Genomic DNA, 13,248 nt, shown 5'->3' on the forward strand with positions numbered 1-13,248 from the left:
CGTACTATCTGGCTTTGCTGAACGAAGTGCCCTTGCGATCGGAAATAAAAGTTATTTATCAATAACTTTGCGAGCATTGCGTTAAAACAATAGGTACAATCTGTGTACGCTGAAATGAGTGAGATTTTTAACGCTACCATCGCAAAGAAAGATGATTATCCTGAAAACATTTTGGTTCGCAAGGGCGTTTCACTAAGCGAAGTTCACACTATCAGCCTTTGCTGAACGAAGTGCCTGCGATCGGAAATAAAAAGCAGAAATAATTAAACTTTGCGAACAATGCGATAAAACAATAGGTACAATCTGTGTACGCTGAAATGAGTGAGATTTTTTAACGCTACGATCGCAAAGAAATATTACCATCCTGAAAACATTTTGGTTCGCAAGGGCGTTTCACTAAGCGAAGTACGTACTATCTGGCTTTGCTGAACGAAGTGCCCTTGCGATCGGAAATAAAAGTTATTTATCAATAACTTTGCGAGCATTGCGTTAAAACAATAGGTACAGAGAAATACCTTCATCATCCTTGTCAAGGTTTAAAACCTTGACAAGGATATTTAAAATCTTAAGGCTTTAATGAAGAGTACGCACTCAGATCGAATTTCAGAATATCCCCTACTCTTTTGAATTCATCATCTATAGTAGCATTTACGGTAATTCTTTCGTTAGAAACAGGATGATTGAAAATCAATTGATGGGCATGAAGTGTCATTTTATTGATCTCAAATGTTTGAAGCCACAATTTGTTTTGCTTGTTGCAGCCATGTTTCCGGCAACCTAAAATAGGATGGAGAATATGTTTAAAATGCTTTCTCAACTGATGAAATCTTCCGGTTTCAGGAATTGCTTCTACTAAAGAATATCTCGAAGTCTGGTGTTTTAAAAAAGGTAAATCTATTTCTGAAGTCTGCAAACGACGATAGTTTGTAACGGCGTTTTGTTTAACTTCATTTTCATTAACCAAATCATAATCAATGGTTTCTTCTTCTTTTGTCCAGCCCCGAAGAATGGCCAGATATTTTTTCTCCACTTCCCGTGATGCAAATTGCTCACTCATGGTTCTAAGGGTATCTTTATCTAAAGTAAACAGCAAAACGCCCGAAGTTTTTCGGTCTAAACGGTGTACAGGATACACTTTTTGCCCAATCTGCTTCTTCAACTCCTGAATAGCGTAGGTATCGGCTTCCCCCGCATAGAAAGATTTATGAACCAGTAATCCGCTGGGTTTGTTGATGGCAATAAGATACTCGTCGCGATAAAGAATTTCTAACATCCGGCAAAAGTAAAGATTTTCGACTGATATTATATGCTGCCTTCTTTGTAAACCTAACAGGTTTTCAAAACCTGTTAGGTTTAGACATTCCATTATCAATAGCCCCGATCTGAGAGAAAATCCCGCAGTGAGGCGGCGGCGCGAAGCAGAGCCGCCGAGCGAGGAATTGTAACGGAGAGCGGGTTCCCGGCTCCTTAAAAATTAAATTGTAAATATTTGTCTGTTTATGAATGCTTTTTTTATTGAATCTCATGATTTTGGATCCAAATTGCTATTTTTGCATTTCAGACGTAAAAAAATTATGGCAAAGCAAGAAGATGTTTTCAAGAAAGTGATTTCTCACGCTAAAGAATATGGTTTTATTTTCCCATCGAGTGAGATCTATGATGGTTTATCCGCTGTTTATGATTATGGACAGAACGGTGCCGAACTAAAAAATAATATCAAACAATATTGGTGGAAAGCTATGGTACAGCTTAACGAAAATATTGTCGGCATTGATTCGGCGATCCTTATGCACCCAACAACATGGAAGGCATCGGGCCACGTAGACGCTTTCAACGATCCATTGATTGATAATAAAGATTCCAAGAAACGTTTCAGAGCAGACGTTTTGGTGGAAGATTATTGTGCTAAAATTGAAGATAAAGAGAATAAAGAAATCGAAAAAGCAGCGAAAAGATTCGGTGATGCTTTCGATAAAGATCAGTTTGTGGCTACAAATCCAAAAATTCTGGAATACAGAGCCAAAAGAGAGGCTATTCTTTCAAGACTGGCAAAATCTCTGGAAAATGAAGACCTTGCTGATGTAAAAGCTTTGATTGAAGAGCTTGAAATTGCAGATCCTGATACAGGTTCTAAAAACTGGACGGAAGTAAGACAATTCAACCTGATGTTCGGAACAAAACTGGGAGCTTCTGCTGACAGTGCTATGGATCTTTATCTGAGACCTGAAACGGCTCAGGGTATTTTCGTTAACTTCTTAAACGTACAGAAAACTTCACGTCACAAGCTTCCTTTCGGTATTGCTCAGATTGGTAAGGCTTTCAGAAATGAGATTGTTGCAAGACAGTTTATTTTCAGAATGCGTGAATTTGAACAGATGGAAATGCAGTTCTTTGTAGCTCCGGGAACAGAACTTGAATTCTACGAGCAGTGGAAACAAAAACGTCTGAACTGGCACAGAGCATTAGGTTTGGGAGATGAGAACTACAGATTCCACGATCACGAAAAGCTTGCTCACTATGCGAATGCTGCGGCTGATATTGAGTTTAACTTCCCATTCGGATTTAAAGAACTGGAAGGTATTCACTCAAGAACGGATTTCGACTTAAAAGCGCATGAAGAATTCTCAGGAAGAAAACTTCAGTTCTTTGATCCTGAGAGAAACGAAAACTATGTTCCTTATGTAGTGGAAACTTCTGTAGGTTTAGACAGATTATTCCTTTCCATATTCTCTCATTGTTTAAGAGACGAAACGTTAGAAGATGGTTCAGAAAGAACAGTTTTATCATTACCTCCGGCATTGGCACCAATTAAAGCAGCTATTCTTCCATTGATGAAGAAAGACGGTTTAGCAGAATATGCAGAAAAGATCTTCAATGATCTGAAATACGACTTCAACTTGTTCTACGAGGAGAAAGATGCGATCGGAAAGCGTTACAGAAGACAGGATGCCATTGGTACTCCATACTGTATCACTGTGGATCATGACTCTTTAGTGGAACACACCGTAACCATCAGAGACAGAGACACGATGCAGCAGGAAAGAGTTCCTGTTTCAGAGTTGAGAAGAATCATTGATGAGAAAACAAACTTCAGAAATTTACTTTCTCAATTATAGTTTAAAAGCCCTGTTTTTCAGGGCTTTTTTATTTTTCATACATTCCGGATCAACCTACCACAAAAATGATTATTTTTAGCGGACTAAAAAACTAAACTAATAATAACCATGAAAAAACTGATGCTTTCATCACTGGCTGTGGCAGTGCTCTCAGGCTGTGTATCTAATGATAATCCGGCCGACCACAGAGACAACAGCAATAATTCTCATAACAATAATAACGGTCCTCTTCACCTCTTAAAAAAAGCAACTGACGTCAATCCGGGAGGTCAGCCCTATGTGGTTGAGTTCAAATATAATGGCGATAAACTTGTAGAAACTTATAATGCTCTGGATGATGATAGAGTTGTTTATACTTACAGTGGAGATTATATTGCTAAAACAGAAGAGTTCATTGGGGGCACACTGGTTCTGATGAGAGAATTCACTTATTCTAATGGAAGGCTTTCAACGGAGAAAATTACTGATAAAGAGCAAGGAACGCTTATCTATACCAAAATCTATCAGTATCTCAGTGATACCCATGTTCAGTTTGATGAGTATAAAAGCGGAACTTATAATCCTACGACAGGAACATATTCCAATCTTGTATTTGCACAGGTGGATGTTAATTTAACGAATGCAGGAAATGTGGCTTCAGCCAAATATACTTATAACGGAGTTACCTACAATATTACGAATACTTATGACACTTTCAATAATCCTATGAAAGGGATTAAAGGTTTTGTAAAGATCAATTTATTTGATGTGAGTGATGGTCAGATAGGTTATAATAATCTATTGAATCAAACCGAGAGTTATTCAGGTTCATCCAATGGAACCAACAAAATCACTGCAGTTTACACGCTTAACGGAGATAACTATCCTACCAAAGCTGTTACTACTTATGAAAGTTCAGGTTATGGAACAAGTACTCATAACTGGCTTTATGAATACTATTAATTATTTTATACTTTAGATAGCAAGTCCTGGAATTATTTTCAGGGCTTTTTTATTTTTCGCAACATATGGGTTAATTGATTACTTTTATCCCTCAAATTTTAACCATGAAAAAAATAACGCTGATGATGTTTGGGCTGATCCAGACATTTGCTTTTTCCCAAACTCAGGACCTGACAACACTCGCTGCAGGCGATCACGTAGGAATGAATGCTCTATTTGATGATAAAGATAATTTGTACGGCTACGTTTCTCTATACTCTTACGGTAAATCCGGTGATAAGACCAAGAAGTTTGAGTATGTTATCCTCGATAAAAACCTCAACCCTGTTGCCAATAAAGAGTTTGAGGGAGATATCACGGCTGCTTCTTATTTGGGATATGTTGATTTTAAAGGTCAGATTATTTTAAAGCCTTCCATGATGGATTATTCTCTTGTGAAGAGCAAAGAAATCTTTACTCCGGTTTCTATGGTAATCGATCCGAAAACCAACTCTATTACCCGAAAAATATATTATGATTATCTGGAAAACGGTACTTTCAAAGAGATCAACGAACCGAAGAGCTGGAAAGAACAACGTAAGGAAAACCGTGATGAGAAAAAAGAGAAAGGCTACAACTACGTTTCTGCGGTAGGAGAACTGAAAGAAGGTGGTTATTTTGCTGTTGAATACAAAGATTATGGGAAGTATGAAAACAGCAACAGCCTCATGAGGTTTGATGACAACAAAAAGGAAATCTGGAGATACAAATACAACACTGACGGAAGTAAAAAACTGTACACGACTTTATCCGTTCTGGAAAGAGACGAAAATTATATGTACTGTATCCTGAAGAAAGTGAATGACAAACAGAAGACCTTCAATCTGATGGTTCTTGACATGAAAACCGGAAAAGAAACATCCAACAAACCGATTACCGGATTATCTGATGATACAATAGACAATATTGAATCCTTCTACTCCAATTACAGAAAGCTTGATAATGATAAAACTTTTGATGATAAAATAGTTCTGCTGGGAAGAAACTACGATGATTCAGAATCAGTAGGATTTGCAAGAATGATCCTCAACAAATCTGATTTTTCGGTAGATATGAAAGCGATCAATTATGAACCCAATATTTCTGCTTTTCTTCCCAAGGTCGACAAATATGGAATGGTAGAAAGCGGTTATATGCTTCAGGCCAAAGATATGTACTTTATGAACGATGGAAGTGTGGGTATTTTATCCGAAAAATACAAACCGGCAGGGCAATACAACGCTCCAAAGACTACAGATCTTGTGTATATCTACACGGATAAAGATTTTAAAGTGAAAAATGTTCAGGTTTTTGAAAAGGAAAAATCAAAATGGGTCAACAGCGATTATCTCTTCTCACAATACCTCAACGGCGGAAAAGACGTAGTGTTTTTCTATCGTGACTATCAAAAAGACGAAGTAACCAGGCAGAAAAGATGGAATTTGTTTATCAATACCATTATTGATGGAAAATTCAAACAGGAGATTATTCCAATTTCTGAAAAAGACAATTATGCAGTAACGCCATACGTTGGAAAAGAAGGATACATCCTGCTGCGGGAGTATAACGAGAAAGAAAAATTCAATAAGATCCGTTTGGAGAAATTAAATTATTAATACAAAAAGAACCCTGACTAAACATCAGGATTTTATTTTAGGTTTTTGGCTACAGCCAATAGAAAAATCAGTTTACCTTTGCTATCGACTCGCTGGCCTGATAAAAGTCTGCGATATTCTTTATTTCATCAAGGCTTAAGTTCCACATAAAGTTCAGAAACTGCTGGTAACTCTCGCTTTGATTTTTAGGTTCTATCCTGTCCAGATATCGGTTCAGGTTATAGTTTTTTCTTGCTTCATATATTTTGGAAAAGCATCTTCCCAACCAGCTTTTATAGTATTTTTCCTCCTCTTCATCCTGTAAAAACTGCATAGCAGCATAGATTCCCAGTCCATAATCTTCAGAATGGAAATAATTGGGTAAAATCTCCATCCTCGCTGTTTTCCTTAATGTTAAAAACAGATCTGAGGGTTTTTCCGAACCAGCAGGAGTTGTAAGCTCTGCAAAAGTCTTTTTAAGCACTTCTAGTCTTCTGGAAACTTCAGGATGAGAAGCAAGAGAATCTTTGTTCAGCTTTTCTTTATAGAAATTATAATTGTACAAAGAGAAATCTTCCTTCTTCATCCATTTTTCATTGAATGCCTGCCTGGGAAGATTAAATATTTTTTTATACGTTTCTACCTTCAATTCTCTTGGAGAGATCGTATCAAAATCCTGCAATCTCTGAAGAGCGTTGACAAATTCTGCTTTCTTGAAATCACTGTTTTTAAAGATGACGTACCCCAGAGAATCCGCCTGCATTTCGTTTTGCCTCCTTTCTATTCCTTTCTTGTAGGCCGTATTTTTAAAAATATCGAAAGCTTTTTGATTCTGGACCTGGCTTCTGCTTGTTGTAGTAGATTTTATATTCTGTACCAACACTTTATCCTGTCTATCCTGTTCGATAATTTTCAAAAAAGTCTTCAGGGAATGCTCCTCTATTTTATGTCCCAGCTCATGGGCAATCACCGCAGCAATCTGTTCCTCATTATTCAGCCAGCTGTAAAGCCCCATGTTGATCACAAAGGTTCCATCAGCAAGACAATAAGCATTGGGTGTGTTGTCTTTTGCAATCAGAATTTTCAGGTCCTGAGGAATGGTAGGATTATTCTTTTTAAGACGCAGAATCATAGATTGTATACTGGTTTCAAATTCAGATTTAAAGATAAAATCCTTATTCTTCACCTGCTTTTCAAAATCAGTTCCGAATTCTTTATAAATTTTGGATAATTCAGAACCTGTTTTCCCGGAATATTGGGACTTTAATCTCTTTACAGTTGCTTCATTATTTCCTTCAAAACTCTTTAAAAATGCTTTTCTCTGTATATAATCTGCGGTATCTATCGGTTTATAAATCTGGGCTATTCCCATGATTGAAAATAGGAAGTACCCCAATACAAAAAGTTTTCTGGTCATAGTTTTCTTCAATAAGAACAAAAATAACTTATTTGCTGCTTCATTTTAAATTTTATAACCAAATTATTATAAATTTGTTAAAGACCCATTCATGAAAAAATGAGAATACTAAAGTATATGATAGGTGGAGCTGTAGCAGGTGCAGCGGCGGCTTATTTTTTTGGATATGATTATTTATTTAGTGGTATTTCCAAAACCTACCTTAAAGGAAAGTCAAGCGCATACATCGACGACGGAGATCTTTTCCCCAGCAACCCTATTGCAACAGAAGAGCCAAGGCTCTGGGAAGAGGATGCTGACTACAACAAAGCAGACTTACCTAAATATTTAGTTGACAACTTAAAACATTCCAGAACAGCAGCTTTAGTGGTGATAAGGAATGGAAAAATTCTTCATGAACAATACTGGGGCGGCTATAACCAGCTATCCCAAACCAATTCTTTTTCTATGGCGAAGGCAGTTACTGTGATGCTTTTGGGAAAAGCACTGGAAGAAGGAATTATTCCAAGTATAAATGAAAAATTCTCCGATTTTTATTCTGAATTTAAAAACAAACCCTTCGGAAATCAGGTTACCCTTAAAAATTTAGCTCAAATGGAAGCCGGGCTTGACTGGAATGAAGACTACAACAATCCTTTTCTTCCCAATGCCAAAGCCTATTATGGAAAAAGCCTTGTAAAAGCTGTATTCACAAGAAAATTCAAAGAAGAACCGGGAGTCAGATTTGAATATCAGAGCGGTTCTACCCAACTGCTTGGTTTTGCTCTTCGAAAAGCACTGGATAAGCCATTGGCAACTTATTTATCAGAAAAGTTCTGGGCTCCTTTGGGAATGGAACAGAATGCTAAATGGACTACAGATAATCATGGTATGGAAAAAGCTTATTGCTGTATTCATTCCAATGCAAGAGATTTTGCCAGGCTGGGACAGTTATTTCTGGATGACGGAAAAGCCGGAAACCAGCAAATCCTTAATGCAGATTTCGTTGAGCAGATGAGAACTCCTACAGAAAAGTCTGAAAACATTTATGGAATGGGACTTTGGATTAATCATGACAACCCTATCAAACATTACTATTTCCTGGGATTACAGGGCCAATATATCATTATGGTTCCGGAGCATAATATGGTTATTGTAAAAACCGGAAGTTATTTCAACAACCCTAAAAATGACAGAGGAAGACCTGATCAGGTAAAATTCCTTGTTAATGAAATTGTACAATTATTCCAATAAAAACGATGGAGAAATACAGTCCAAAAATTGATGCCTATATTGAAAAATCACAGGATTTTGCGAAACCTATCCTGCATTACATTCGTGAAATCGTTCATGAATTCTGCCCTGATGCTGAAGAAACCATGAAGTGGAGCTTTCCGCATTTTATCTATAAAGGGAAAAATCTTTGTGCTATGGCTTCTTTCAAACAGCACTGTACTTTTGGATTCTGGCTGGAAAAGGAAATGAAAACCATGCAGGAGATCACTCAGGATATTGAGAAAAATTCGATGTTCAGTTTAGGAAAAATTACGCAGGTCGGAGATCTTCCTTCCAAACCTCAGCTGAAAAAAGCAATTAAAGAAGCGATGGAGCTTACGAATATGGGCGTTACCATGAAAAAAGCGGCACCTTCCAAAACAGAAATGGAAACTCCTGATTATTTTCAGGATGCATTAAATGCCCAGCCAAAAGCAAAAGATTTTTTTGAAAAAGCTTCACCCTCTTTCAGAAAAGAGTATATTGCATGGGTTTCCGAAGCTAAAACAGAAGCTACCAGAAATAAGAGACTGGAACAGTCTTTGGAATGGATTGCTGAAGGTAAAAGCCGCAACTGGAAGTACCAGAAAAAATAAAAAACACACACAATGAAGAAAAAAATTATTCTCTTTTTCTTCCTTATTATTTCAATTTTTACACTCGCTCAATCATTTGATTTTGAGGGACAATACAAGTATGCCCGCATACTTTCTTCTAAAAATCCTGACAGCTCAGAAATTATTCTGAATAAGATCATTGATTCTGCCCAGAGAAGAAACCACCAGGAATTTCTTGCAAAGGCTTATTATTTGAAGTCTTTCAACAGCTATTTAAAATCAGATGCTGAAAAAAGTCTTGATTTTGCAGATAAGGCGCTTAAAATAGCTACAAAAAGCAATTACAGCATTGGGAAGGCACTGGCGTACAGAATGCAGGGAACTCAGTATGCAAAGCTCGGATTGCTTAAAGAATCTTCTACAAGTCTTAGAAATGCGCTGGCAGAAGTAAAAACCAATAATACGGAAGAAGGACATGAACTGAAAGGCATGATCTTTAATTCTTTTTTGATTCTTCTCAATAAAGATCAGTATAAAGAGAAGGCGTTTTATTCTAAAAGTGCCATTCAGGAATTTCAGAAGCTAAAAAATACTGCCAGGCGAAATGAATTGCTGATTTCTGCTTACACCAATATGGGTTATAATTTATCTGAAGTAAAAAAATTCAGGGCAGCCAAATATTATTTTGCCAATGCTCTTTCATTAGTGGGAGAAAGTAATTATTATCTTCAGGCCAACATTCTTAATGATATCGGATTTTCTTTTTCAAAACAGAATAAACCAGACAGTGCAGTGCTGTACTTTCAGAAGTCTCTGGCCATTGTAGATCAGTATGGTTTCAACGAAAAAAAGATTGAGGTGACCAAGAACCTTGAAGAAGCATATGCCCAGCTCCACGACGATTCTAATACCGAAAAATATAAAATTGAAAACCTTACCTTAAAAGACAGCATTGCTTACAACAAAGCCATGGCCGTCAACAAAACTTTATCCAAAAAAGAGGAAAGCTTTCATCAACAGCTCAACAAAAGCCACAGCATTTCAAAAGGGCTTATTATTGTCTGTCTTACTCTGATTATTGTTTTAGGAGCCGTTATTTTCAATACCCTTCGACTGCGAAAAATACATAAAGAAGCAGTTGCTAAAATTTACAAAGATGGGATTTCACCTGTTGTTTATGAGGAAGATCCACAGGAAGCTTCTGAAGATATTCAGACAAAAAACACCTCTACCCCGATAGAAATAAAAATTTCGCCTGAAGTAGAGGAAAACATACTAAACGGATTAAGAATTTTTGAAGAAAACCTTGAGTTTAACAACAAAAACATCTCTCGTTACAATCTTGCAAACACGTTGAATATCAATACAAAATACCTTTCAACGGTTATTAAGAAACATAAAAAATTCAATTTCAATCAGTACATTAATCATCTAAGGATCAATTATATTATCACCCAGTTGAAAAACGAACCTCAATATAGAAAATATAAGATCAATCATCTTGCTGAAATCACGGGATATTCCTCTCACAGTGCCTTTTCTCTTGAGTTCAAAAAGATCACAGGGCTGCATCCTTCGGCTTTTATTAAAACCCTTGATGAGATCTCCTGATTACTGTTCTGCTATGGTCAGATTATTATAACCTCCCGTATTATTAAGCGAGAAATTCGCAACGTTTGAGTTATTTAAATTAAACCAGATGTAAGGCATTAGTCTCTGTCCTGCCGTCATATAGAATGAAGCGGTGCAGTTACTTCCGGCATCAATATTTCCGACACTGTTTGAGGACATGGTATTGGCGCATTTCACTGTATTGACAATATTGGTGGCAGCCAATCCTGCGGTATTATCATAAAGCTGCCAGATGGCTTCTATCTGAATAGGATTTAAAGGATCAGTAGTATAATTAATGGCCAGCGGAGCCAGATCCGTGGTGAAAGTGGCTACATAAATTCCGTTTCTGGGTGCTGTAAAAATACCCGTTCCGGCATTGAAAGTCGTGCCGGAGTTACTTTCAAAGGTTTTACTCCAGTCTACCAGATAATTACTCGCCCTGTTCTGCAAACCGGCAGTTACCGTTGGTGTGGCTGGGGTTGCAAGCTTCACGTTATTCGTTGTTTTAGCTGCAATCACAATTACTTTATTACTGGCAGGCTGTGCTGTCAGCAAAGGAAGCCATTCATTCCCGTTGGAATATTCCACTCCGTTGTTGTATCGTACTGCTCCTTCATCTGCTGCAACAGCTGTTAAAGTAGAAGTTCCAAAACCAATCGCTCCGTTTCCGGAATTTCTGGCGTCTACTTTTACGGCCGGGCTCAAAGTTCCTACTCCTAGTTTGCCTGCATTATTTACAAGAATATCATTAGCCTGCTGAGCTGGAGTAAATATTGATCCGGAAGAAGGATTATCTTTCTGCCCGTCAATATGTAAAATGCCTTGCGGGTTTGGAGTATTGATTCCAATTTGTGAAAATGCACACTGGAAACTTAAAGTCATTAAAATCAGTAAACAATTCTTTTTCATCATGTATCTTTTTATAATCCGAAAATACTTAAAGAAGTTAGCGTAGAATCTGTGTCCAGTGTTTTTGAACTTCCCAGTTTCTGATTCAGGCTTACGGTAATATTATCTCCCTGATTCAGGTTAAAAATCCCGGAACAGTTTCCTGCAACACGATTTCCGATGGTGTTGCTTCCAGGGTAACTTCCTACACATTTGAATACCTTATTGGTTGAAGAAGAGGCTGAATTAGTCTGGATAAGCGTTTCATACCTTGAATCATTTGTAATGCTTCCGGAAGCCAGTGAAAAGGTAAATGACACGATATACACCCCCGTTTTTGAAGCGGTAAAAGTTCCTGTAGCTGCATTAAAACTGCTATTCACATCTGTTTTCTTAGTCCAGTCGGTAATCGTAGACTGCACTCCATCGCTAAAGTTTTGTGTAGAAGCATTTTCAGCATCCACAAAATCATTGGGAGCTTTATGAGCCAATGCAACCCAAGTTGTTCCGTTAGAATAGCTCAGATCCTGAGTTCCGGAATTATACCTCATCGCTCCGGCCTTTGCAGCAGAAGCAGCCTGTGAAGTTCCTCCGATTCCTATTGCATTTAAACGTTCTCCTGATCTCAGGTCAAACCTTGTTTTGGGAGATTTTGTTCCTATCCCTACATTTCCAGATTGGGTAATGACAACATCATCGTAGTAGCTGGAAGGTATAGAAACAGTGGTATTTTTTTGCCCGTCTATATGTACAGTTGCTTCCGGAGAAGACATATTGATTCCTATCTGTGCTTTCATTCCTATGCCACAGCAAATGACCAAAGCCAGTCCTAATATTTTTCTCATATTCAAATGTGTTATTGTTCTAAAATAGAAAGATTTACAAAGCCATATTCATTGCTTGCAGAAGATGTATCTGTTCTCAGGCTCAGGTTTCCGTTATAAACAGACTGATAGATATAGGGTTGAAGCGTATCTCCTTTATTCAGCTGAACTCCGGCAACACACGATCCCGCCACCTGTGCCTGTTTTGAAATATTCGAGTAAGATTTCACGCATTTCTTTACCGTAGTGTTTCCATTCACAACATATCTTGCTTCTGAAAAATAGCCTGAAACGATAGGGATTCTTACAAAGTCATAGGTAAAAGAAATAAGATACACTCCGGTTCTTGGCGCTGTAAAAACACCTGTTCCGGGAGTAAAATTCCCTGTTGGATCGGAAACTTCCGTCCATCCCGCAACACCTGTAGAAACCTGATAGGGAATTTTTACGGCAAAGTTGGCTGCCTGAAGATTGGCAACAACTACCGCTTTGGTAGGGGAAGAAATAAGGTCCTGCCATATCACACCATCAGAATACTGCATTTTTCCACCATTCAGCGGATTATATCTTACAGCACCTCCACCTGCCGCTGAGGCGGTCTGGCTGGTCTCTCCTATTCCGATTGAGTTGTCTGAATTTGATGCTGAACGGGTGTCTATTTTAGCAGCTGGCGTTAAGGTTCCAATCCCTATTTCTCCGGCAGAAGTGACAGCAACATCATTGGCTATTTGGATAGAAGATGGAGCTCCGGATGAGGGATTATCTTTTGCTCCATCTACATGGAAAGTGGTTTGAGGGTTTGATGTATTAATACCTACCTGCGCTTTTGAATAACTTATCGAGAAGCACAAAGGAAACAGTATTCCCTTCATCAAAATACTTAGATTTTTCATGTAATTTGTGGTTTTAACGTGTACAATTCTTGGCCAAAGATAAATGTAAAAGCAGATCTCCTGCAATAGCCCCACATTCACCACAAACACATAATCAATTGAAAAACAATAAAATAACACAATGTTTTAC

11 protein-coding genes are annotated in these 13,248 nt (G+C 37.7%); 6 read left to right on the plus strand and 5 right to left on the minus strand.

Annotated features, from left to right (window positions below; genetic code table 11):
• Nucleotides 1-565: 565 nt before the first annotated feature.
• The gene (locus RAH34_RS08490) at nucleotides 566-1,273 is read right to left on the minus strand and encodes a pseudouridine synthase (protein WP_306595840.1); all 708 of its coding nucleotides are present in this window, start codon (nucleotides 1,271-1,273) and stop codon (nucleotides 566-568) included.
• Nucleotides 1,274-1,574: 301 nt separating this feature from the next.
• Between RAH34_RS08490 and RAH34_RS08495 the strand changes: the two genes are divergently transcribed.
• The 3 genes from RAH34_RS08495 to RAH34_RS08505 all read left to right on the plus strand — a co-directional run bounded on the left by RAH34_RS08495 (nucleotide 1,575) and on the right by RAH34_RS08505 (nucleotide 5,692).
• Nucleotides 1,575-3,116, plus strand: coding sequence for a glycine--tRNA ligase (locus tag RAH34_RS08495; protein WP_306595841.1), 1,542 nt, complete (start codon nucleotides 1,575-1,577; stop codon nucleotides 3,114-3,116).
• A gap of 108 nt (nucleotides 3,117-3,224) precedes the next feature.
• Nucleotides 3,225-4,058, plus strand: coding sequence for a hypothetical protein (locus RAH34_RS08500; protein WP_306595842.1), 834 nt, complete (start codon nucleotides 3,225-3,227; stop codon nucleotides 4,056-4,058).
• A 104-nt stretch (nucleotides 4,059-4,162) separates the two neighbouring features.
• Nucleotides 4,163-5,692, plus strand: coding sequence for a hypothetical protein (locus tag RAH34_RS08505; RefSeq protein ID WP_306595843.1), 1,530 nt, complete (start codon nucleotides 4,163-4,165; stop codon nucleotides 5,690-5,692).
• 67 nt (nucleotides 5,693-5,759) lie between these two features.
• On the opposite strand, the gene RAH34_RS08510 is transcribed toward RAH34_RS08505, so the two are convergent.
• The gene (locus RAH34_RS08510) at nucleotides 5,760-7,088 is read right to left on the minus strand and encodes a M48 family metalloprotease (RefSeq protein WP_306595844.1); all 1,329 of its coding nucleotides are present in this window, start codon (nucleotides 7,086-7,088) and stop codon (nucleotides 5,760-5,762) included.
• A 99-nt stretch (nucleotides 7,089-7,187) separates the two neighbouring features.
• Between RAH34_RS08510 and RAH34_RS08515 the strand changes: the two genes are divergently transcribed.
• Genes RAH34_RS08515 through RAH34_RS08525 form a run of 3 tightly spaced genes read left to right on the plus strand, consistent with a single transcriptional unit; the run spans nucleotide 7,188 to nucleotide 10,510 of the window.
• Entirely contained in the window at nucleotides 7,188-8,321 is a 1,134-nt protein-coding gene (locus RAH34_RS08515; protein ID WP_306595845.1) for a serine hydrolase, read from the plus strand.
• A gap of 5 nt (nucleotides 8,322-8,326) precedes the next feature.
• On the plus strand, nucleotides 8,327-8,938 hold the full coding sequence (locus RAH34_RS08520) for a YdeI family protein (RefSeq protein ID WP_306595846.1): 612 nt from the start codon (nucleotides 8,327-8,329) through the stop codon (nucleotides 8,936-8,938).
• A 12-nt stretch (nucleotides 8,939-8,950) separates the two neighbouring features.
• On the plus strand, nucleotides 8,951-10,510 hold the full coding sequence (locus RAH34_RS08525; RefSeq protein WP_306595847.1) for a helix-turn-helix domain-containing protein: 1,560 nt from the start codon (nucleotides 8,951-8,953) through the stop codon (nucleotides 10,508-10,510).
• On the opposite strand, the gene RAH34_RS08530 is transcribed toward RAH34_RS08525, so the two are convergent.
• From RAH34_RS08530 to RAH34_RS08540, 3 genes are read right to left on the minus strand one after another with little or no spacing between them, the layout of a single operon-like run.
• A complete protein-coding gene (locus RAH34_RS08530) occupies nucleotides 10,511-11,422 on the minus strand; it encodes a hypothetical protein (RefSeq protein ID WP_306595848.1) in 912 nt (303 codons plus the stop codon).
• Nucleotides 11,423-11,433: 11 nt separating this feature from the next.
• Nucleotides 11,434-12,246, minus strand: a complete 813-nt coding sequence (locus RAH34_RS08535; protein ID WP_306595849.1) for a hypothetical protein — start codon at nucleotides 12,244-12,246, stop codon at nucleotides 11,434-11,436.
• 11 nt (nucleotides 12,247-12,257) lie between these two features.
• Nucleotides 12,258-13,118, minus strand: coding sequence for a hypothetical protein (locus RAH34_RS08540; RefSeq protein WP_306595850.1), 861 nt, complete (start codon nucleotides 13,116-13,118; stop codon nucleotides 12,258-12,260).
• Nucleotides 13,119-13,248: the final 130 nt, after the last annotated feature.

The sequence above is a fragment of the Chryseobacterium sp. WLY505 genome (genome assembly GCF_030846215.1).
Classification (GTDB): domain Bacteria; phylum Bacteroidota; class Bacteroidia; order Flavobacteriales; family Weeksellaceae; genus Chryseobacterium.